This is a genomic window from Streptomyces sp. NPDC048291, assembly GCF_043201715.1.
Taxonomy (GTDB): Bacteria; Actinomycetota; Actinomycetes; order Streptomycetales; family Streptomycetaceae; genus Streptomyces.
In genome coordinates this window covers 313,031-334,814 of record NZ_JBICZC010000015.1, presented here as the reverse complement: position 1 = coordinate 334,814, position 21,784 = coordinate 313,031, and the positions used below count along the sequence as shown (strand labels likewise).

General features: G+C 68.0%; 18 protein-coding genes and 1 pseudogene. 8 read left to right on the top strand and 11 right to left on the bottom strand.

Annotation, left to right across the window (positions count from 1 at the left end; all coding sequences use genetic code 11):
• Window positions 1-44: 44 nt before the first annotated feature.
• Window positions 45-1,736: a hypothetical protein gene (locus ACGF5O_RS37885; protein WP_393814457.1), complete on the bottom strand. Its 1,692-nt coding sequence runs from the start codon at window positions 1,734-1,736 to the stop codon at window positions 45-47.
• A gap of 419 nt (window positions 1,737-2,155) precedes the next feature.
• Window positions 2,156-2,356 carry a hypothetical protein gene (locus tag ACGF5O_RS37880; protein ID WP_393814456.1) on the bottom strand — a complete coding sequence of 67 codons (201 nt, stop codon included), beginning with the start codon at window positions 2,354-2,356 and terminating at the stop codon, window positions 2,156-2,158.
• A gap of 432 nt (window positions 2,357-2,788) precedes the next feature.
• Between ACGF5O_RS37880 and ACGF5O_RS37875 the strand changes: the two genes are divergently transcribed.
• The 5 genes from ACGF5O_RS37875 (at window position 2,789) to ACGF5O_RS37855 (ending at window position 9,228) form a co-directional block, all read left to right on the top strand.
• Window positions 2,789-4,027, top strand: a complete 1,239-nt coding sequence (locus ACGF5O_RS37875; protein WP_393814455.1) for an IS256 family transposase — start codon at window positions 2,789-2,791, stop codon at window positions 4,025-4,027.
• 49 nt (window positions 4,028-4,076) lie between these two features.
• Window positions 4,077-5,138 carry an ABC-three component system protein gene (locus tag ACGF5O_RS37870; RefSeq protein WP_393814454.1) on the top strand — a complete coding sequence of 354 codons (1,062 nt, stop codon included), beginning with the start codon at window positions 4,077-4,079 and terminating at the stop codon, window positions 5,136-5,138.
• On the top strand, window positions 5,135-5,602 hold the full coding sequence (locus ACGF5O_RS37865) for an ABC-three component system middle component 2 (protein WP_393814453.1): 468 nt from the start codon (window positions 5,135-5,137) through the stop codon (window positions 5,600-5,602). Before ACGF5O_RS37870 ends, ACGF5O_RS37865 begins: the two co-directional genes overlap by 4 nt.
• Window positions 5,595-7,454 carry a hypothetical protein gene (locus ACGF5O_RS37860; RefSeq protein ID WP_393814452.1) on the top strand — a complete coding sequence of 620 codons (1,860 nt, stop codon included), beginning with the start codon at window positions 5,595-5,597 and terminating at the stop codon, window positions 7,452-7,454. The genes ACGF5O_RS37865 and ACGF5O_RS37860 overlap by 8 nt, the downstream gene beginning before the upstream one ends.
• A 724-nt stretch (window positions 7,455-8,178) precedes the next feature.
• Window positions 8,179-9,228 carry a hypothetical protein gene (locus tag ACGF5O_RS37855; protein ID WP_393814451.1) on the top strand — a complete coding sequence of 350 codons (1,050 nt, stop codon included), beginning with the start codon at window positions 8,179-8,181 and terminating at the stop codon, window positions 9,226-9,228.
• A gap of 14 nt (window positions 9,229-9,242) precedes the next feature.
• Here ACGF5O_RS37855 and ACGF5O_RS37850 read toward each other — a convergent pair whose 3' ends face one another.
• The 3 genes from ACGF5O_RS37850 to ACGF5O_RS37840 form a co-directional block, all read right to left on the bottom strand.
• Complete coding sequence (locus ACGF5O_RS37850; RefSeq protein ID WP_393814450.1) at window positions 9,243-9,608, bottom strand: hypothetical protein; 366 nt, start codon at window positions 9,606-9,608, stop codon at window positions 9,243-9,245.
• 1,178 nt (window positions 9,609-10,786) lie between these two features.
• Window positions 10,787-11,359, bottom strand: a complete 573-nt coding sequence (locus ACGF5O_RS37845) for a hypothetical protein (protein ID WP_393814449.1) — start codon at window positions 11,357-11,359, stop codon at window positions 10,787-10,789.
• Window positions 11,359-13,812, bottom strand: a complete 2,454-nt coding sequence (locus ACGF5O_RS37840) for a DnaB-like helicase C-terminal domain-containing protein (protein WP_393814472.1) — start codon at window positions 13,810-13,812, stop codon at window positions 11,359-11,361. Before ACGF5O_RS37840 ends, ACGF5O_RS37845 begins: the two co-directional genes overlap by 1 nt.
• Window positions 13,813-14,602: 790 nt before the next feature.
• On the opposite strand from ACGF5O_RS37840, the gene ACGF5O_RS37835 reads away from it, so the two are divergent.
• Together ACGF5O_RS37835 and ACGF5O_RS37830 are read left to right on the top strand one after the other, a co-directional pair.
• A complete protein-coding gene (locus ACGF5O_RS37835) occupies window positions 14,603-14,821 on the top strand; it encodes a hypothetical protein (protein WP_393814448.1) in 219 nt (72 codons plus the stop codon).
• On the top strand, window positions 14,818-15,087 hold the full coding sequence (locus ACGF5O_RS37830; protein ID WP_393814447.1) for a hypothetical protein: 270 nt from the start codon (window positions 14,818-14,820) through the stop codon (window positions 15,085-15,087). The genes ACGF5O_RS37835 and ACGF5O_RS37830 overlap by 4 nt, the downstream gene beginning before the upstream one ends.
• Before the next feature lie 6 nt (window positions 15,088-15,093).
• Here the strand turns inward: ACGF5O_RS37830 and ACGF5O_RS37825 are convergent.
• Window positions 15,094-15,234 (bottom strand): annotated as a pseudogene (locus tag ACGF5O_RS37825) (IS5/IS1182 family transposase); the annotation flags it as partial.
• A gap of 13 nt (window positions 15,235-15,247) precedes the next feature.
• Between ACGF5O_RS37825 and ACGF5O_RS37820 the strand changes: the two are divergent.
• Complete coding sequence (locus ACGF5O_RS37820; RefSeq protein WP_393814471.1) at window positions 15,248-15,511, top strand: glutamate--tRNA ligase family protein; 264 nt, start codon at window positions 15,248-15,250, stop codon at window positions 15,509-15,511.
• Between the two features lie 101 nt (window positions 15,512-15,612).
• On the opposite strand, the gene ACGF5O_RS37815 is transcribed toward ACGF5O_RS37820, so the two are convergent.
• The 5 genes from ACGF5O_RS37815 to ACGF5O_RS37795 form a co-directional block, all read right to left on the bottom strand.
• Window positions 15,613-16,119 (bottom strand): hypothetical protein, encoded by a 507-nt coding sequence (locus tag ACGF5O_RS37815; protein ID WP_393814446.1) that lies wholly within the window; start codon window positions 16,117-16,119, stop codon window positions 15,613-15,615.
• A gap of 69 nt (window positions 16,120-16,188) precedes the next feature.
• Entirely contained in the window at window positions 16,189-16,614 is a 426-nt protein-coding gene (locus tag ACGF5O_RS37810) for an SsgA family sporulation/cell division regulator (protein ID WP_393814445.1), read from the bottom strand.
• A gap of 161 nt (window positions 16,615-16,775) precedes the next feature.
• Entirely contained in the window at window positions 16,776-19,622 is a 2,847-nt protein-coding gene (locus tag ACGF5O_RS37805) for an ATP-binding protein (protein ID WP_393814444.1), read from the bottom strand.
• Window positions 19,623-19,791: 169 nt separating this feature from the next.
• A complete protein-coding gene (locus tag ACGF5O_RS37800; RefSeq protein ID WP_393814443.1) occupies window positions 19,792-20,166 on the bottom strand; it encodes a YybH family protein in 375 nt (124 codons plus the stop codon).
• Window positions 20,167-20,213: 47 nt separating this feature from the next.
• A complete protein-coding gene (locus ACGF5O_RS37795; RefSeq protein WP_393814442.1) occupies window positions 20,214-21,467 on the bottom strand; it encodes an IS256 family transposase in 1,254 nt (417 codons plus the stop codon).
• Window positions 21,468-21,784: the final 317 nt, after the last annotated feature.

Genomic DNA, 21,784 nt, shown 5'->3' with positions numbered 1-21,784 from the left:
GCCCGCGAACACGAACGGCTCTACCCCGCCCCTGACCAGCACAACTACGACCTCACGGCCTGAGCAGCAATCATCCCTCGGGAAGAGCCACACCCGTCGCCGTTCGCGTCGCGGATTCCGATGCGCGTGTTCTCCGTCCAGCTGGCGCGGCGCCACGTGCCGTACTCCAGTTCCGCCCCGGAGCCGCTGGCCGGGTCGGCCGGTGGGCGGGGCTCGGCTGGGGGCGGGGTGTAGTGGAGAACGTTCATGCGATGCAGTCCTCCGGCTCGGGCGTCCGGGTGTTTGGCCAGGCGTTTGAGGGCCTTCACCGAGCCGGGTTTGCCACGCTCCTGGACAAGCGGTGCGAGGGGTTTGCGCCACTTGGCGAAGGCCAGTTGCCCGGCGTAGGAGTACAGCAGGCGGCCTGCTCCGTGGTCCCCGTACAGAGCGGGCTGCAGGCACCATTGGCTACCGCGCTCGGGGTGGACGGACGCCATCAGGACAAGGCCAAGGCTGGTGTCGAGTGTGTGGTCCGGGTGCGCGGCCAGGACGGCACCCAGGACAGCGTGGCCGGATCCCCGGACCTGCCCGTCGAGCAGGGCATCGAGTTCCTCGTCGTCGGCCTGGACGGCGGTCAGAGGTACCGGCTCGTGCAGGAGCATCGCCCACGGTCCCGGCAGCCGCAGGGCGGCCCGGCTGCTCTGGCTGAGGGAGGCCGTGGTGGCGACGTCGAGGGCGAGGTACTCGGGGATGAAGTGGGTGTGGTCCACGGCCAGGTAGGCGGCGGTGGTGGTCACCGCGGCGATCGCATGCGACAGCCGGCTGTTCGGGCTGAGCCGGCGGTCGGGGGCGAAGGCACTGGGGGCGACCAGGCCCCGGCGCAGTGCGCTGACATCGGTCGGATGGACGTCGGTCAGATCATCGGTGAGCCGGTGCGGGGAGACGCGTGCGTAGACGCCGTCCCAGGTCCAATCCTCGGTACGGGTGCGCAGCATCAGGGCGGCCACGTCGAGGCCCGGATGGGCGGGTGCCGGGCCCGGGACATACATCTGCTCTTGCTGTTCGGCGGTCAGCTCGTCCCAGTTCAGGCCGTGTTCCTCGGCGAGGATCTGCGCGGCGCCGCTGTCGTTCATCACGCGGTTGCGGAATTGCCCGAAGTCGAAATCCGTGGCAGGCGTGGTCTCTTGGCCGTCGGTGCCGAACCAGAAGCGTTGCAAGACGGGGCCGCCTACGACCAGGCCGTCGTCGCAGGCCGGGCGGGCGGCCTGGGCGGACTCGGGGCGGGGGGCGGGCAGTTCGGACGCGGCGACGCCCTCCAGCGCGGAGATGCTCCGGCCCGAAACGGGGGCCATGATCATGTGGGGGCGCATGGCGTCGGCGATCTGGGGTGCGAAGGCCTCCAGCAGGCAGGGATCCATGTCCGGTGAGAAGCCCACGAGCAACTCGCCGCGGGCCTCCCCGTCGGCGGTGACCGCGTGGTCTTCCATGACAACGACGTAGTCGCGCGGCCATGCTTCACCGGGGGACACCGCAATGGTGCGGTCCTGCGCCAGTGCGCCGGCCTTCTGGAGCGCTGCGCGGGCCACCGTGACGCACAGGCCGTCAGCGAAGATCCTGTACAGGCCGGCGTCACTGCCGGCGCTAACCGCGATGTGCAGGCGCCCCTTCATCACCCCAACGACGCAGTGCACTTCCAGCTTGTCGATCAGGGGGTGATGTCCCTCGACGACCCGGTCCCAGCCTCCACGAGGAGCCACCCGCACTGCTCCGTCTCCGCCGACGGCCACATTGTGAGACATATCGCCATTCTGCCCGACAAAATCTCCTGTATAGGCAGACTCGGAGGTACCTGCAGAGTGTGGTCACGGGCGCGGAGTTGACCCGTCGCCGCGCTCGTGGAAGTGGCGGCCACCGTATGACAACCGAGAGCGTCGGGCATGCCGGTCACACCAGGCGCTCCGCGGAGTCCTCGGCAAGGCCAGCTGTCCAGGCTCTCGAGCAGCAGCCGATCCGCGGACCCCAACGGCCCACACACAGCCGCAACAGCGCCTCTCCGCCGCCGTCAGCTCGCACACGGGGGCAGGCAACCGGCGGACCCGGGCGGACCTGCAGGGCCCCGCCCGGGCAACGGCGCCGTAGGAGCGTAAGCGGCTGCCCGGCGCCGGCGTACGGCGGGTCAGGTCCGGGCGGCATCGACGTCGCTGGCGTTGACCAGCGCCTGCCTCAACGCCACCAGTGCGACAAGCTGTTCGGCCGTGGGCCGGGCTGCGGCGGCGTCCCGCCAGGTCCTGACGAAGTGGGTAACCACATGCGCGGCCAGGAGCAGCGCGTCCTGGCTGCTGGGGTGGCGGGGATCGCCGCGTAAAAGCCGCGACACCTGCCCAGGTCGAGTGTTTGCCGCTGCCGCGTGCTCTGTGGCGCCGGTACCACGGTGCGGGAGTTGTTGCTCCGGTCTGCCGACGAGGCACCTGCCCACACCCGGCACACAGGCGTCTGACTGTTGGGCATCCAGGCCCTGGCTCGTATTCGCTCGGTTGTGGTCTTTTCGTGAACGACCTGCCAGTGATACCTCTAGTGGGTCCATCGCGGAAAATGGCGGAGGCAATCAGGGGGAGATGTTGGATCCGAGTCAGGGCCCGCGGGGGGCAACAAGCCGGGAAGGCGCCCCGTCGCTGGTTGCGTCCTGAGAAGTGGTGTACGGGCTTCCACCTGATCCGGGCGTTTGCCCTGGCGTCGGGGTGAGGGCCCGGATACGAGAACGGCCACCGGCTGATCTTCGAGGTGTCGAAGCCCGAAGGAGATCAGCACGATGACCGCACCTGACAGTCTGCCCCTGCACGCCCTCGCCGAGGACAACCTCGCCGCGGCGAGTCCCGATCTGCTGCGCGCCATGGTCAAGACGTTCGCCGACGCGCTCATGTCCGCCGACGCCGACGCCCTCTGCAACGCAGAATACGGCCAGGTCAGCGACGAACGAGTCAACCACCGCAACGGATACCGCCCGCGCGAGTGGGACACGAGGGCGGGCACCGTCGAACTCGCCATTCCCAAGCTCAGGTCCGGGAGTTACTTCCCGCACTGGCTGCTGGAGCGACGTCGGCGGGCCGAACAGGCCCTGATCTCGGTGGTCGCCACCGCCTACCTGCTCGGCGTCAGCACACGCAGGGTCGAGAAGCTCGCCGAGTCCCTGGGCGTCACTCAGCTGTCGAAGTCCCAGGTCAGCGCGATGGCCAAGCACCTGGACGAGCAGGTCGCCGCGTTCCGCAACCGGCCCCTGGACGCCGGCCCCTACGCTTTCGTCTGGGTCGATGCACTGACCCAGAAGGTCCGCGAAGGCGGCCGCATCATCAACGTCCACGCGCTGATCGCGGTCGGTGTCAACGCCGACGGGCACCGCGAGATCCTCGGCATCGACGTCGCGACCGCCGAGGACGGCGCCGGCTGGCTGGCCTTCCTGCGCTCCCTGATCGCCCGTGGCCTGTCCGGGGTCCAATTGGTCATCTCCGACGCGCACATGGGCCTGGTCAACGCGATCGGCGCCACCCTGCCCGGCGCGAGCTGGCAGCGATGCCGCACTCACTACGCCCGCGCGTTGCTGAGCCAGGTGCCCAAGTCGGCCCAGCCGTGGGTGGCCACGCTGCTGCGGACCGTCTTCGAACAGCCCGACACCGACGCAGTCCAGGCCCAGATGCGGCACGTCCTCGATGCCCTGGAGGCCAAGTTCCCCAAGGCCGCAGCCCACTTGGATGCCGCCCAGGGCGATGTGCTGGCATTCACCGCGTTCCCGCGGGAGATCTGGCGGCAGATCTGGTCGAACAACCCGCAGGAACGACTGAACAAGGAGATTCGCCGTCGCACCGACGTGGTCGGTATCTTCCCCGACCGCACCGCCCTGATCCGCCTGGTCGGCGCGGTCCTGGCCGAGCAGAACGACGAGTGGACCGAAGCCCGCCGCTACATGGGCCTCGACCTGCTGGCCAAGGCCCGCCTCCACTCGATCGAGTCAGAAACCGACGAGACCATCCTCCCGACCGAACTCACCGCATAGCCTCAAAACGAGATCACCGAGTGGCCGTCGATACACCACCCCCGCGGACGTGACCCCGTCGCTCATTCTCAACTATCCAATGGCCATGCAGTTTCCGGCCATGCCGTCGCCTGAGCAGGTCGTCTTCACCTACCCTCCGGACGAGTTCGAGAAGTTCGTCGAGGAGTGGGTGCCCGCGCTGGACAGCCAGTATGTACGGGTGGAGCGCCAGGGAGGCGCTGGCGACCACGGCATCGACGTAGCCGCATTCCTCACCCGCCAGGGCCTGGAAGGCCCCTGGCACAACTACCAGTGCAAGCGTTACAAGGGAACGCTGGCATGGAGCACCGCCGCGGGTGAGATTCGCAAAATGTTCGCGGGCGTGGTCACCGATCAGTTCATCGTGCCGGAGCAATACACCTTCGTCGCCCCGTCCATCGGCCCCAGCCTGCAGCAGGCCCTGCAACGCCCCCTCCGTACCCGCAAGGAGTTCGTGGAGGCACTGCGCGTGACCACGGACAAGGTGATCACAGACCTGGGCCCGCGGTTGAGACGCGAGGCCGAGGAGCTGGCGGCGGAAACATCGTTCGAGATCTTTCAGACCGTCAACATGAAGAAGATGCTCGAACAGCACAAGACCACTAAATTCTGGGTGAAGCGATTCCCGCCGCAGTCGCCGCCCCGCCCGGCCGTCATGGAACCACCCGAGGAGCCGGAACCGCGCGAGGCCCGCTACGTGCAGCAACTCGTTCAGGTCTACGCCGAGCGCTGGCCCAGTGATGCCAGCACCATGGCCCAGGTCGCGCAGCATCCCACGGCTGGCCCGCACCTGCGCCACCAGCGTGAAGCGTTCTTCAGCGCCGAGTCTCTGCGCCGCTTCGGGGAGGAGGCCTACCCTGCCGGTCATTTCGAAGCCATCGTCAAGGACATCTACGACGCTGTGGTCGACGTGGCGAGGGATGACCACCCCTCAGGGTGGAAGCGCCTAGATGCCGTCACCGGGCGGGCGATCAGTGCCGGGCTGACGCAGACGGTTTTCGCTCAGCACGTGAGGACTCTGGACCGTACCGGGGTATGCCATCACCTGGCGAACGAGGACGAGCTCACGTGGTGCGAGGGAGAAGGGGCATGAAACCTCTGAACAGCCCGCTGGAGATCGGCGTGCGGGCGCTGGTGCTGCTCTCGGAGAGCCATCCCGATGCTCTTGACCTGGCCCAGCTCACGCTCTTGGACCATGCCGTGCTCCACAGCGGAGAGTTCGACGGACCGCCCAGCCTGCACCCGGACCTGCCCGCCCACTCGGGAGAGCTCGGCCTGAAGCGCGCAGTCCTCGAACAGGCGCTTCTGGTGCTCATCCGCGCCGGCCTAGCCGAACTCGACGCTGACGGGACCGGCCTGGTCTACCGGGCCACTGAGCGCGGCCCTGCCTTCGTGGACGTCCTCGAAGCCCCGTATGTCCTGCGGCTCCGCGAGCGCGCCGAGTGGGCCGTCCACCAATGGGCTCCGGACACCGACGTTCGTGCCACTACCCGGTCCTTGCTGACGACTCCCCCCGCCCCCGTGACCACCCGCCCGTTCGAGGGCCCTCGTGGGTAGTCTCCAGCTGGTCCACCTCACTTACGCTGGCTCGGGCAAGCCGTCAGCGCAGATCGTCTTCGGTCCCGAACTCACCGCGATCTACGGCGCCTCCGACACGGGAAAGACCTTCATCGTCAGGTCTGTCGAGTACATGCTCGGCGGCGCCCAGCTGACCATGCCCTCGCACGCCGAGGGATATACCCAGATCCTCCTCGGACTGCTGCTGCCCGACGGCAGCCCGCTAACCCTCGTCCGGCGCCCCGGCACCAACTCCACGCACGTGCACCACGAGGACCTCCGCGACCTGGTTCACCGTCCGGCGGATGCCTTCGTGAACTCGGTGCACAACGCCCGCAGCAAGAACAGCCTCTCGGTCCACCTGATGCGCGCCATGGGCCTAGACGAGGTCCTCATCCGCAAGAACGAAGCCGGTGGCACCCGATCCCTGGCTCTGACCGATCTGGTGCACCTGTCCGTGGTCACGGAGGACCGCATGATCGCCATGCGCTCCCCGGTCCTGCGCACCGGCACCGCCACCACCCGCGCCGCAGAGACATCAGTCATGCGGCTCCTCCTGACCGGGGAGGGAGACCCGTCCATCGATACCGGGCCCAACGCGGGACAGCGGCGTGTGAACAGGGGACAGATCAGTCTTCTGGACCAACTCGTGATCGACTGGTCCGCGAAGCTTGAGTCGAACGAGTCTGAACGCGACCTCAGGGACCGCCTGGCACGGATCAACACCGCGATCGACGCACAGAGCAATGCCCTACGCGCGGCCGACGAAGGGCACCGCGAAGCGGTACGCGACCGTATGACCCACGCCCGCCGACTTGCGGTGCTGGACGAGCGGCTGGCCGAGGTCAGCGATCTGCTGGGACGCTTTCGCCTGCTGGAGGACCAGTACCGCTCCGATCTGGAGCGTCTGGTTATGGTCAACGAGGCTGGCAGCATCCTCGGCTACTTCCGCGTCGGAACCTGCGTCTTTTGCGGGGCGGATCCCGAGCACCAACACCCCGGCCACAGCCAGCAGGAGGCCACTCAGCTCCACATTGCGGTGCAGGCGGAGGCCGCGAAGACCACGGCTCTACTCAACGACCTCCTGCCGACTATCGCCGACCTCGCGAGCGAACAGGACGAAGGCGCCCGGACCTGGCAGGCCGTCAAGAACGGCCTAGAGGCGGTGGACGAACGCATCGCCGAAGCCGAGAGTCAACTTGCACCGCTCAGAGAGGGCCTTCAGGAGCTACTGGAGGCCCGATCCGCAGTCGAGCGGAGCCTGGAACTCCATGCGCGGATCGCGGAACTTGAAGACAAACGCTCTCGTCTCTACGGGGAGGGAGCGGTGCCGGCTACCCGGCCTGCGGCGTACATCGCGGCACGGGTCGTCAACGACTTCGACTCGGTCCTCCAACAGACCCTGAGCAGCTGGGACGTACCAGCAGTCGACAACTCCGGTTACGACCAGTACAACGCCGAGATCCGGGCCGGGGGCCGTCCGCGCGCCGGTCGTGGCAAGGGCGTGCGATCCGTACTGCACTCGGCCTTCACTACCTCCCTGGCCCGCTTCTGCATCGAACGAGACCTTCCCCACCTCGGCTTCGTCGTCCTGGACTCCCCCGTGGTCACATACCGCCAGCCAGTGAAGAAAAACTTCCCACAGGACCCTGACCTACCCGACGTGCGCATCGAATCCACCGTCGTAGACAGCTTCTACGAGGACATGCTCGCCTTCCCCGGCCAGGCTGTGATCATCGAGAATGGCGATCCGCCCCTCGGCGTCCTCTCCGAGGCCACCACCTACCACTTCACCGCCGCCGACGGCCGCCCAGGCTTCTTCCCCGTGGGGCCCGGTGATTCCACGATCTGAGGGCCTGCGCTGCAGCAAGAGAGGGAGCTGTGCGGGCGCCATCACGGCGGCGCGGCGATGGAGTGCCCGTGTTCTTCGAAGCCTCATCGCCTGCGCCGCGCTTCATGCCTTGCTCGTTGGCAAAGTTGCGCTGAGCAGCGGGTCAGCTGGTTTCTGCCGCCAGGCGGACGCTCTTCTCGGCAGGCTGCTCGGCCTTCCAGCCAGGCAGGAACGCCGAGAGCAATGGGGCGCTTTCAATCTTCTGCTGGGTGAGCCGCATGCCTTCGTCGATGATCGCGTCCCATTTGTCTGTGGCGAACTCGATATTCAGGGCAAGGCCTTGATGATCGTCTCATCCACGGTCAGGTAGTTCGACGACCGCCCCGCGGCCCGTGGGCACGTAGGCGTTGGCGCCAGCCTAGTCTGGAACCAGAGAGATGAGGACCGCGTCCCCGTCCCCGGCAGTCCTTCGGGCCGTCTTGTGGGCTGCTGAGACCGCCGTCCTGGAGGGGTCTCGTTCCAGCATCGCGATCAAGGTGCTGCGCCCCGTCGCGGTGCAAGGCGCGGGCAGGTTCGGGCGGTTGGTCACCGGGCGGTGGCCCGCCGGCACTGCCGACGCCCCGGCCGACGCGTTCACCTCGCTGCTCATGTCCGGGTCGCCACCGGTTCCACCGCCCCGGTCGATGCGGCGGTGCCCGGGGCGCTGGCCAAGCGTCCGGGCGTCGGACCCGGTGCCGGCCTTCACGTGCAGGACGGCTTCGGGCGCGCCATGACCCTGCGAATCACCGGCGTCTTCCGGACAACCTGTGCCGTCGGGTTCTGGCCCGCGATGGCCGGCAACCTGCCCCAGGAGGAAACCGCCGACCAGCTCCTGCTGGTGGTGTCAGCGTCGGCGCTCAACGGCAGCGCCGTCCTGAACGGACAGCTGACGGCCCGCTGGAGTGTTCAGCCCGACTTCTCCCGCATCGGCGCAGGCGCCCTCGCCGGGCTCCACGACCGGCTGCGCGCCTTCTCCGGCAGCCAGAGCTGTGTGTCTGTGTTCGGCGGGCGGCAGCCGTCGCTGGACGACCTGACCGTGGTCTCCGGTCTGTCGGGCGCGATCGACGACCTGACGGTGCCGTCGGTGGCAGCCAGGTCGTCGCTATACCTGCCGGGTGCGATGCTGGCGGCCCTCGCCCTGGCCACCTCGGTGCTAGCCGCTCGTCAGTTAACGGTGGATCGGCACAAGGAGCTGGCCCTGCAACGGGCCAGAGGGGCTGGCACCTTGCGGTTGCTGCGCGGTGCGGCTGCCGAGTGGGCGCTCACCGGCGTCCCGGCCGCTGTCGCCGCGCCCTTCCTGCCCGGGCTGCTACACCCCGGTAGCCGGGGCGGCGGTGGGTCTGACCCTGCTGGTGCACGCCGCGGCGGTGCTGCTGCCCGTGCTGCCGTCGACGCGGTGGCGGCCGACCCGCAGCGCACGGGCCGCTGCCGCGCAGCGGCTGGGTGCCGACCCGGCGCTGCTGGCCGTCGCATCCCTGGGGTATCTGGAGCTGCGGCGGCACCACTCACTGCTCGCCGGCCTGGGCACCGGAGCGCGTCCGCGGACCCGGTGCTGGTCCTGGTGCCGATCCTGGTGGCGGGCACCGCCGCGCTCCTGCTGTTACGACTGCTGCCGCTGACCTCCCTGCCGCTGGACGCGTTCGGCCGTCGCAGCCGGGGCCTCGTCCTCGTGCTGACCGGCTGGCAGTTGAGCCGCCAATTCCGTCAGCGGCGGCTCATCGCGCTCTTCGCTGTCACACAGCCCCGAACGGAATGAGCAGTCAAAGTTCGTCACCTGGCAAGGTGTCCGCGCGCCAGTCCGCGTCGCGCGGCAGGAGCACCACGCCGGCGCGGCTCGTACAGCGCATCCGCACTCATCGGGTCAGCCCCTTCCGCTGCGGCAGCAGCCGGCGCGACGCCCCCGCTCTCGATCACGGCCAGACACGGCGGGCACCAACGCTCGCCGGACCGGCCGCTCAGGTCCCTTGGGACGTCCCGGATGCCGCCGGGGATCCCGATGCCAGGGCCGTCGTCGCAGAGTGTCTGGTGGGCGTCGCAGTCGCCGTCGCACGACTGCGGGTCGACCGGGACATGCCAGACGGTTTCCACGGGCCCCAGAGCCCCGTCCGGGCGGATGCGTTCGGCGGTGGCCAGCATGGTCAGTCCTTCCGGTGGATAGTCGGCCGCTGCCCGCCAGGGACGGACAGCGTGCCAGTGAGGGCGTCTGCGGGCAGTCCGTCCCTAAGAACGGCGGTGTTCGGCCCAGCAAGTAGGTCACGGGGAAAAGTGTGAGGACCGTCGCGTCGCCCCGGCCCTGGGTATGGATGAATGACAAGGTGAGCGGACCCGGTAGGCCAGCCCCCAACCGTCGGGCACTGCAGGGGCGGCCTTGGGGTTGTCGGGAGTCAGGCACCAAGCGTGCTCGAAGGCGCCGATGATCGGGGCGTCGGCGAGCGCGTAGCCCTCGCAGTAGGTCCAGCCCTCACGGTCGGTCGACTCGTGTGCCTCAGCAAAGCAGTATCCGGCACGCAGCGGGTATACCCCTGCGGGCCAGGGGGCTGGCAGGTAGTCACGGCCGTGTGTGTGGAGCAGGCCGGCGAAGATCGGGGGCCCAGGAGCGCTGCTCGCCGGGGACGAGAGTCCGCAGTTGCTTGAGCACGGCACGCAGATGGCCAGTGTGAACGGCCGAGCGCTGGGCAACGCCAGGGCCGTCCGCCAGTCACGGCGTCGCTGCCATGCGGCGGCGCCTGTCCGACGTCCGGGCGCCGCCGCATGGCCCTGGCGTCGCTCCTGCGTCCACGCCTTCCTCGGCGAGGGAGCGCACGCAGGGGCGACAGCGGCGCCCGGACAGCGTCCGCGTGAGATCCTCCTCGCGGACGGGCATCTTCTCCCCTCGCATTCTTCCCGGGCGCCCCGGCAAAGTCGTTGCGGGCGCCGGTTACACGTGCCCGCCCGTTGTCGTATCCCGGCCACTTCCTGATTTCGGGTAAGGGCAGCGTATCTGGAATCAGGATCCGAGAGCGCAAACACCCGAACACCAGAGAATCAACGAAACCGGAGGCCCAAGAGCCGGATCCGCGAGCACTCCGACCGCTGGTACACACGCGGCCTACGCGTGGGCGGCTTCGAATGTGCCAGGCCGGATGACCGCGATCAGGCGCTGAGCCTCTGCCGGTGTGACGCCGGCGGCTTCGAGGAAGCCGAGGACGGAGTGCTGCGCCTGCGTAACCACATCTTGACGCAAGATGATCGGTGGTAACGGGGGTGCGGTGGCTGAGGTTGCCCACATGCGGATTCCCTTGCTGGCGTGGGTGTGCGGGCAGTTCCGCAGGCTGTTAACGGAGTTCGACGGCGTACGAGGCGCCGGGGAATTCCCATCCGTCCGTGCCTTCGCCGATGTCTTCGACGATGACGTCGTCGATGAAGTGGTCTTCGAATTCGTCGTCGGTGAGTTGGCCGGCCAGCCACAGCCGTTCAATGTCGTCCCAGCGGCCATAGCGGCCGTCGATCCGCAGCGGCGCGGCGGCGCGGGTGCCGCGGTCGCGTTGGTCGGCGCCGGTCCTGACGGTGCCGCTGATCTCGTACTGGCCCCGCTTGATGTGGTCGGGGAGCGGGTCGGCGGGGACGATCGCGGCGTTCTCGTAGGCGGTGTGGATGATGTCGCGGTAGCTGCGGCGGATGTTGTATTCGGGATCCGAAAGCCAGTTGATCAGGGTCTGGGTCGTCACGCCGAGGCCGGCGTCCTCCAGGGCCTGGTAGCCGCGGCGGGTGCCGGTCAGCTGGGAGAGCTGGGCGTGCCAGTGCTTGGCGTTGTAGGTGGACAGCCGGTGGCGGGGGGTGACCTGGGAGCGCAGGAGGTCGCCCAGGGCGGAGCCCAGGGAGTTGCCGTGTCCGGTGGGTCCGGCCATCAGTCGTCGCCTTCGAGGATGAGTTCGCCGGAGTGGATGAACTTGCGCTTGACTTCACCGAAGCCGGTGCCGATCCGGTAGGTGGGCGGCGGTGTGTCGGGCGGGGTCCAGAAGATGGCCTGGTCGACGTTGCGCAGCGCGACGAGTGTGTGGCCTTCGAGGACGGCCTTGAAGGCGACCGCCCAGTGTCGGACGGAGGCCTCGGCGACCATGCTCATGCGCCAGTCCGGGCGCCAGAACGGGGACTTCTGCTCGGGGCGCTTGGGCCACAGCAGGCGCAGTGCGATCGACAGCCTCGTCTTGTAGGCCTTGTACGGGGCGCCGCCGGCGTCCACGAGTTCGGTGCGTGCCTTCTGGGTCGCCTGGTAGAAGGGCTTGAACAGGCTCTCGTTGGCCTTGCCGGTCCAGGAGTCGTGGATGCGCGGGACGGCTTCGAGGTGGCCGTCGCGTGCGAGCTTCTCCAGTTGCTTGATGTGCGGGGTGGTGACCCACACGCGGCCTTGTTCGTCGGGGTTGTCGATGAGCCGTCCCAGCGGGTGTGGCATGTCCGTGCGTGTCCACGTGGGGATGTCGATGAGGTAGATACCGGCCTGGCTCTTGTCGAACCCGTCCAGCGGGCCCGTATGCAGCAGCTTGTTCGGGGCCAGAGGGACGGCGGAACACGCGGAGGGGTAGGAGCCGTTGCGGTCGATCAGGCACAGCACGCCGTCGCCGAAGGAGTCGGGTACGTCGATGCGGTCGCGGCGGACCCGCTTACCGTTCTCCCTGATGTACGGGACGCGGGTGACGGTGACATCCGGGTGGACCCAGCGGGGCTCACCGTCCATGTGCTCCCTGAACAGGGGCCATGGGTCGTTGGCGCGGTCCTCGGTGCGGATGACGGGAATCGGGTGCATCTTCGAGCGGGCGACCGCGTCCTTGAGGATCCGCAGAGCGGGGAAGACTGCGTTCTTGGGCTCGTCCTCCTCGTCCCCGGGCTGCAGGACGTCCCGCTCGTCTTCCTCGTCGTCAGGTTCGCCGGATTCGTCGGCCGGGCCGGGTGCGGCCTGCCGGCCGACGCGGACTTCGGTGATCTCCGCGTTCTGGGCGCTGGATTCAGACCGGGGTTCTGCGTCCTTCGTGTAGACCGCGGCGTTGGTCGCCTCACCGGCCCATTGGCAGAGGGCGCGAAGGGCTGCGGCCAGGCGGCGGCCTGGGGCGGTGTCTGGCAGGGAAAACGGCCCGGCTTCGTCGGCCAGGGCCGTTGTGAGCTCGGCCAGCGTTTCACGGTCGTCGGCCAGCACGGCAGTGCGCAGCGCGTCCAGGGTGTGCGTGAGGGAGGCGGGCAGCCCCCGCTCGGCGCCGGAGGTGTAGGCAAGCGCGGCGTCCGCAAGTTCCACGGCCACGGCACCAGGTCCCTGATCGCCGGGGATGTCAGCGAACCGGGCATGGAGAAGATCGGGTTGGAGGTAGACGACACCGAGGGTCCCGAAGTCCCGCTCGGCGACGGTGACCTGGACCCGGGAAGGGATGTCGGTAGGGGTGAGTGTCAAAAGGACGTCGGCGTCCAGCAGGCCCAGCAGCGTGGGATCGCTGGTGTCCACGACGGCCAGGACCGGGACGTGGAGCGTGCGGGCCAGTGTTGCCAGGACCTGGGAGGCATTCGGCAGACGGTCTCCGGACAGCGGCAACCGGGGGCTGTGGGCGGCCTGGAGACGGTCCACGACCACGAGGGACAGGCCGTCGACGTACGGAGCGGTCTCCGCGATCGCCTCGGCGGTCAGGTTGCTACCCTCGTCGATCATCAGCGGCGCCTGCCGCAGTTGCCGGGCGACGTCCTGCTCGTGCGGCGTCAACCTGCCCTGCTTCAGACGCGGGTACTCCCCACCGGTCTCGGCGGACAGGATCCTGCGGAAGATGTCGTCGGCGCTCGGTCCCGACGCCGCGTAGAGCACCCGATTCCGGTCGACCAGAGCCGTGTTCCGTGTGACAGCAAGTCCCAGCAGACTTCCCCCGACGCTGGGATCGGCCGCCACCAGGGTCAGCTTGCCGGGCTGAAGCCGGCCAGCCACGCTGTCCAGTGCGGACAGACCGAAAACCGGACCGCTCGCAGGCGCGGAGTTCAGGGCCGTGCCGATCGCATCGCCAAGCGTGGCAAGCCGACGGGGCATGCTGTCACGGGTCGAAGGACTCACTGCGTCTCCTGCGGTCACCGCATCGGCGACCGCCGTCGGATCGGATGACGGGCTGGGAATCGGGCCATCGGGCAACAGGACCGCAACCGGCGTGGCGCCGCGCAGGAGCACCTGCGGCTCCCCGAGAGCTGCCCGGCTGACGAGCTCACCGAAGTCCTTCTGGGCTGCACTGAGGGTGAACGAGGGGAAGTCCTCGGAGTTCCGGGCGGCGGGAAACCGGTCCAGCGGTGCCAGCACCACGCTCACGACGGCGCCCTTGTCGCGCTTCTGGATCCGCACGGTCTGCCCGCTGGCAGCCAAGGCGTACAGATTGTTCCGTGCCGCCGTCGCGCTCAGATGTGCCCGTTCCGATGTACTCACTCACCCTCCCTATGTCCTCAACTCACGCAATTCTAGCAGCTTTCCACTCGCTTACTTGATATAAGACACACCAATAGTGCGCGCTAATCACCCTCTCCGGCAGGAGGGCTTTCTCTGTGACGGCCACAGGGCTGCGCGGCCTGCTCCGCGATGTCCAGGTCGTCGGACGCAGCCCGCGGCCCCGTTCGTACCAGCCTCCACATCGGCGCTTTCACTCGCTTCCAGGAGGCCGTGCACGCGTAGGCGCAGTCGAGGCCGCCGCGCTGAGTGTCCGAGCCTTGTCCTGTACTTCGCTCACCGGCCGCCTGGCTCGCAGACGCCGCACACACCGGCCGACCTATGAGGGGTTCAGCCACCCCGCGTAGCGGTCGGGCAGTTGCGTGCCGAGGAGGCCGACCGCGGCGGGTTCCCCACCCCGCAGATCGGGCACCTGGTGGCCGAGCACACCACCAGGAGACGGGGCTCGCCGAGACGGAAGCGGCCCGCACCTGAAGCACCTTCTACAGCTACGCCTCCGGTGTCCTGTACGTCTCTGGCAGCGCGGCCGACGAGACCCGCCGCCAGTTCGTCAATGTCAAGGCCGCCATGGAACAACTCTTCTTCGGTCTGCCCGAGCGTGCGGATCGACTACGGAAACTGGCCCGGCTGGAGAACCCAGTGCACAGGATGCGGACGAGGTCGCGAGGATGACCTCCTCCCCCCGAGCAGGGTGTACTTCTTCCAGGCCACGGTGAGTGGGCGCTGGCTCGATCTGCTGTCGATGGCCCGGCTGCTGCCCGAGCAGACGCGCTGGCCTACCGGGCCATACCTACGGCGGCTGGCCAAGTATCCGCAGCGCGTGTGTTTTGAGGTCAAGGAGAACCTGGAGGCGATCTGTGAACAGAGGCCCCTGTCGCAGGCCGTCGCCGATTCGGCAAAGCGGGGATGACGGCGGCCACGGTGCCGGCCGATCTGGCGCCCTCCCTGCCGGAGCGGTTCGCCCTAATCCAGGCCGCGTACCGGGCCGTCGGCGTTCCCGCCACCAGGCGAACGGAGCAGTGGGTCTCCGTGGCAGAGAACGTCCTGCGGGACAGTGCCTTCACCACGAGCGAGTCGCGGGAGAGCAGGTGGTTGCTGCGGGAGCTGATCGCCACCGCACGTCCTGGTGGCCGGCTGTGCACCGGCCCGGACCGGCTCGAGATCAGAGTTGCGTGAACCGGTTCACGCAGCCAGACACCGGTGACAGATGAGCGCGGCGGCGATGCCGGCGAAGGCAAGGAAGTGTGTGGCCTTGCGCTCGTAGCGGCGGTGCAGACGGCGGCAGCCGGCAGAGGCCACCGCGCGTTCCACGGTCCATCGGTACGGCGACTGGGCCATCTGGCGCGATGCCGACCCTGCTTACGTACGGGCCAGGCTCAACGAGGGCAGTCCCTACAACGTCCGCTTCCGCTCCCCCGCTGCAGCGGGTGCGCGCAGGTCGTTCGGTGATCTGATCCGTGGCCGTTTTGAGGACGACGACAATCGCAACGACGTGGTGATTCTCGAGTCGTCCGACAAGGCAGTGCGGTTGCCGACGTACCACTTTGCGTGCGTCGTCGACGATCACTTGCTTCGCGTCAACGTGGTGGTTAAGCGGTGAAGAGTGGATCTCCTCCGTTCCGGTGCACCTCCAATTGTTCGAGGCGCTCGGTTTTTAACCTCCTCCGTACGCGCCCATCACGGCCGCGGTCGTGGCGCAGTCTATGCCTGCATGTTCTCCGCCCGTCGCTCCAGTGCCCATTCCGTGACCAGTACGGCGAGCAGGTCCACAGCGCTGCGGGCGAGCCGGTCGCCGATCCTTGTCCGACGGCACTCCGCCTCCGAGACGAGCGCGGTGAGAAAGCAGGCCACTCGCGCACGTACTTCCTGCGCACAGTGCAGACGCGCCCCATGGATACGGCGCAGGTCGGACTCGGTGATGCCCAGGCTGCGCCGGGGTATGCGGAGGACCGTCGTGGCACAGGGGTGACTGCAGCGGGTGAATTCCGACCGCTGCGGGTCGCAAAAGACGAGGTCGCCCATGTGCACACAGGTCTCCTGCTGGTCCTGGACCGTGGCGACCGAGCCGTGCCCATGTATCGCCGCGTACAGGGCATCACCAGACGTGAGGTCCGACGCCCATGGCGGAGCCGGTAGTGACCGGCCGCCCGAGTCAAAAATATAAATCCTCAGGTAGCCGAGATCGTACGAGCGTGCGGGTGCAGTCACGAGCGGCATTGCGCCTCCAAAAGACAGTGGACTTCTTTTGGCACAGGAAAAGCCGGAATTTACCTCAAGTCATTCGGCTTCTTCTAGAAGGTCGGCCACAGTGCGGTCCAGGTCGACATGGGCACCTTCCTTCCCCTCTGGCACGAGTGTGAGGGTCCGCAGAAGGAACGCGCTCACCGCGGACATTTCAATGTCGACGGCTGCCTCCTGGGCCCGCGCCCGGAGCACGATGCGCACGCAGGCCGGGTGTCCACGGCGCCTAGGGATCACTAGCACGTCCCCCGTACCGACCGACAGATGCAGCCCCTCCGTGAGCAGGCTGCGGGCGAAGAACCAGTCGATCGGAGTCGCAAGGGGCACCCCGAGCGAAAGGCAGACAGCATAGGGATCGGCGGTTCTGTAGCGCAGTTCCGCCAGAAGGGAAACCGTTGGCTCTCCCCTGACTTTCACTTGCGCCATCGTTTCGTACACGACCGAGTGAATTGACTTTCTCATTTCACCCCTCCACCTGTGGGAGCATGACCTGATTCAGCGCGATGCGTTCTACCGTCGCGAGCTGATGGGGCCTTACTTGGGTAACAATCACACAATGGAGCAAATCGGCACATCACACACCATAGCGTCAGCCACATAGACAGATGTGGGATACCAAGCGTTTACTCAGCGTGCTCGCGCTCTCGCGCCAACCGAGCCAACTCCGTCCGTGAGGTCAGGCCGAGTTTGAGGAAGGCGTGCCGCAGGTGGGAACTGACAGTGTGCGGCGAGTTCACGAGGTGTGCGGCAACCTGCCGGTTGGTCATGCCCTGCGCCACCAGTCGCACCACGGCAACCTCCGACGCCGTCAGTTCCGGCCACGCGGCAACTGTCGAAGCGGACGTCACACGCCGGCGAGGCGCGCCCAGCGCCCGTAGCCTGCGGCGGACTCGGGCGGCGTCGCGCTCGGCTCCAGCCTCGACATAGCGGTCGAGCGCCGCGCCAAAAACGGGCACGGCGTCCGTGGGGTGGGCGACGGCCATTCTTCGCCCAGCGTCCTCCAGGGCCGAGGCGTGCGGCAGGAGCCGTCCGATTCCCTCGTAGAGGTCCACGGCATGCAGGAGATGAGCGAGGTCGTTTCCGAGGAGGCCCCGGGCGTGGGCCGCCGCCGCGGCGGCGATCGGGAACCCCGGGTTGCAGGCGGCCCTGTGCTCGGCGAGGGCGACCGCGGCAGCCGCACGGTCATGGGCACCCGCACGCAGCGCCATACGCACGAAGACAGGCAGATCGGCCGGGTCGTCAGGACTCGCCAGCGAGGGGCCCACCTGTTCGAACGTGGCGAACGACTCATCGAGCAGCGCCATGGCCTGCTCGGGGCGGCCCTCCGTATCGGCCATGAGCGCCAGCAGCCAGGACCCGGAGTTACGGACGAGCAACGCCGGATCACCGACCATCCGTCCGACCTGTGCCGCGTAGGCCTTCGCCGCATCGCGGTCGCCGGTGTGCAGGGCGACCCTGAGCAGGGCGTACAGGAGAGTCGCATCGGCGAAGTTGCCCATACCCAGTTCGTCAGCCATGGCCATGCCGGCTTCCGCCTCAGCCCTGGCGTCAGACAGCCGGCCAGCATCCAAGAGGACACGAGAACGGTTCATGACCCACAGGCGCATGGCGGCTGCCTGGCCTTGCCGCTGAGTGTCCTGGATACCCGCCTCCGAGGCGGCGAGCGCCTCCGCCGTACGGCCCGCCGCATTGAGCATGAACGCCTTCCACAGCGCCTCAGGCACCCAGAGGGAACGCGAGAATCCGGCTTCGGAAGCAATGTCCTCGGCGTCGTCCGCTCGCTGGAGCGCCCGCGCCCAGTCGCACTGGTAGTAGAGCACGACGGAGTGTGCCGTCATGGCGGTGGCCAGCGCGGACCTGTCCCCCGCATGCCGTGCGGACCGCAGCGCCTTGTCAACCGCCGCATGTGCCCTGGCCCCGAAATCCCCCACCAGCCCCAGATTGAGGCAGTGCAGGGCCAGGAGGTGAGCACGTAGGCCCTCCGGAATCCCCGGCAAGGCCGCCCCGATACTGGCATGGCGCGCGCCCTCCGTGAAGTCGTACTGACTCGACACGCGCGCGAGGCTGAGACGCACCCGCGCCGCGGCCTCGCGCGGCAGGGTGCCGGGCACGGCCGTCGCGCCGAGTGCGCGCGCCTGTGCGGCGCGCCCGGCCCGCCAGAGGAGCACCATAGTCTCGGCCATGATCGTCGCCCGCTCCGGTGCCTCGTCGGCGGTGAGGTTCAGTGCCTGACGACTCAGTTCTGCCGCGGCCGACGGAGCAGTCTCCGAAAGTTCCGCCGCGGCGGCCCGCAACAGCTGTACGGCGGCCCGGTCACCGGGTTCCGCACTGTCCATCACCAGGGAGGCCGCCTCGCTCAATGACGCTCCACAGGCCAGAACGATCTCTGCCGCATGGCGCCGCAGAGCCTTTCGTACCGACTCCGGAAGGCTATCCGCCACGGCTTCACGGATAAGGTCGTGGCGGAAGACCAGCCGTCCCTCCCGTTCAGTGAAGAGGTCGGAGTCGAGGGCCTCCTGTAGCGGAGCGACCAGTGCGCCGACAGGCCGGTCGAGGAGTTCGGCAAGAAGATCGACGGAAACGGTGTGTCCGATGGCAGAAGCCGCACGGACGACCTGCCTGGTGGGCTCGGACAGGCTGTAGAGACGCTGCCGGATGGAGGCCTGGAAACGGGCCGGCAGACGGCGGCCGACCAGGCAGGCCACGCCGTCCTTGACGACCACTCTGCCTTCGGCGCTCATGCCGCACAGCAGCTCCACCAGGAGCAGAGGAACACCCTCCGCGCGCCGGACGACATCCAGTGTCGCCGCGTCCGGAGGAGCCCCGAGAACGTCCTCGGCGATCTCGCTGACGCCAGCGTCGGAGAGGGGACCGAGACTGATCCGGAGCGCGCCGTCCCGCGCCAGCCGATCCAGTGTCGTGAGCACCTCCGGACTGCCGCTGCCGTCCCGTACCGCCACCAACCACAAAATGGCATGGGCGGACAGCCGCGACGAGAGCGTGCGCAGGGCGAGGAGAGTCAGGTCGTCACACCACTGGACATCGTCAAGAATCACGACTCGAGGGCAGTCGAGAGCAGCCCGTTCGAGCTGATCCTGTAGTTCCTGCAGGAGCCAGAAACGCTGCTCGCGTGCTGTGGCAAGGGCACGCAGTCTCACGGTGTCGAAGAGCGGCCTTCCGTCGGCCTGTGTGCCCTCCAGGAGCGGGGCCAGCGGCACGAACTGACTGTCAGGGTTCGCACCGCCCCGGAACACCTTGAACGCCCGGTGCACGGCCACCGAACAGGCCTCTGAGAGGAATCGGGTCTTCCCACTGCCAGGCGGTCCCTCCACGCAGATGACCCCGCCGCGGCCCTGCACCAGCGCGTCGAACCGGGTGTCAAGCGCAGCGTGTTCCTCCAGTCGACCCCGCATCGGGGAGCAACGCGCGTCGCCGGTGGGGGACGGCGGAGGCGGCTGGGTCGGTTTCATGGGAGGTCCTCGGACGGGTGCGAGGCGAGTCGCATCACCTAAGGCTTAGGGACGACACACGTCCTATCAGGTGAATCCCAAAGTAGTCGTCACAGCAGAACCCGACCACCGGCGTCTCTTCCCCTCCTCGAGCAATTGTCAATTCCTGTGGATCGGTGCTGCCGCCTGGTTATGCGCTGAGGTGTTCGTGAAGCATCTGCCAGGTTCCGGCGTTGTTGACGAGCACGTTGGTGCCGCGGCCGTTTCCTGATCGCGGCTGGCCGTCGATGGTTCCGGTCCAGGTGAACCGGTAACGGCATACCGCGTGGTGATCGCTGTGGGCGATCCACTCCAGATCGTCGATCTGGTAGATCTCGTCGCGGATGGTGGCGAAGGTCTCGGCGATGGCGGAGAGGACGGCTTCGCGGCCGCGGTGCGATCCGTCGGAGAACCAGTAGACGGCCTCGGGAGCGATCAGGGGGATGAGCTGGGTGATGTCGTGACTGTTGGTCGCCTTCTCGTAGGTGCGGATGAACTCGGTGGGCGGAGCCGTGGGTTCGGGCATGACCGGTCCTTCTCTCCCTTGCGCGACGTGACAAGTAGCAGGGGCTGTCAGGCTGCCGTGGGCTGTTCCCGCTCTACGAGTACGCCGTTTTCGAACGTGGCGCCTGCGCGGACCAGGGCGACGAGGTGGGCTCCGGTGACCGCGCGCCAGCGGATCTGAGCGGATTCGACGAGTTTGAACACCATCGCGAGGGCTGCGGCAGGGCTGCCGGCGCCGCGGGTGACCTTGGTGCGGAGCTTGACGGTGGAGAAGGTCGACTCGATGGGGTTCGTGGTGCGCAGGTGGATCCAGTGCTCGGCGGGGAAGTCGTAGAACGCCAGCAGTTCCTCCCGGTCGTCGGTGATCTTCGCGACGGCCTTGGGGAACTTGGCGCCGTAGATCTTTGCGAACGCCTCGATCGCCTTCTCGGCGTGCGTGCGGTCCTCGGCGTTGTAGATCTCCTGCATCGCCTTCGTCGCGCCCGGCTGTGCGGACTTCGGAAGAGCGTTCGTGACATTACGGGCCTTGTGGACCCAGCACCGCTGGTGGCGGGCGGCGGGGAACACCTCGGCGAGCGCCTTCCACAGTCCCATCGCGCCGTCGCCGACGACCAGCTCGGGATCGCGCATGCCCCGGCGGCGGCAGTCGCGCAGCAGGTCGGCCCACGACTCGGTGCTCTCGCGCAGGCCCTCGGCCAGCGCGATCAGTTCCTTGGTGCCGTCCAGGCGCACGCCCATCAGCACCAGGACGCAGGAGTGCGCCTGCCCGAGCCGGACCTTGGGGTGCACGCCGTCGGCCCACACGTACACGTAGTCGGACTCGGCAAGGTCGCGCTGCTGGAAGGCGGCGTGGTCGTCCTGCCATTGCTTCGTCAGCCGGGTCACGGTGGCCGGTGACAGCCCGGCTGAGCTGCCGAGGAACTGCTCCAGCGCGGGCACGAAGTCCCCCGAGGACAGGCCGTGCAGGTAGAGCAGCGGCAGCACCTCGCTGACCTTGGGCGACTTGCGGCACCACGGCGGAAGGATCTTGGAGGAGAACCGCATCCGCTCGCCGGTGGCCGCGTCGACCCGCTTGTCATTCACGCGCGGGGCCGTGACCTCGACGGGGCCTGCGGCGGTGGCCACGGTCCGGGGCCGATGGCTGCCGTTACGGACCACCAGGCGGCGCCCGGCCTCGTCCGTCTCGGCGGCCAACTCGGCTATGTACTGGTTTACTTCCGCCTCCAGCGCGGCGGCGAGCATCCGCCGGGCGCCCTCGCGGACGATCTCGTCGATCAGGGAGCCGGACTCGGTGGAACCGTCGGCATTCACTACGCTGAGCACGGGCGTGCCTTCCCGACCCGCGCTGCGAACGCGGGCCTCTACTCGGTGACTTGTAGATCACTCGGGAAGGTACGCCCTTCGCGTTCCGTCCCGACGACCGATCCACAAGTCCTGAGCATTGCTCCCCCTCCTCGGAGCAAGCCCGCATCAGATGGCGGAAGGATGGACGGTTGCCCAGGCCGGGCAATACCCGGGCAACCGTCCAGGTCGACGCGACGAACGGCAGACCTCACTCCATGCCGAGGCCAGGGGCCGGCCTATCAGAACGCGGTGCAGAAGTGGACTAGGTGTGAAAACGAACGGATGCTCACCGTCCG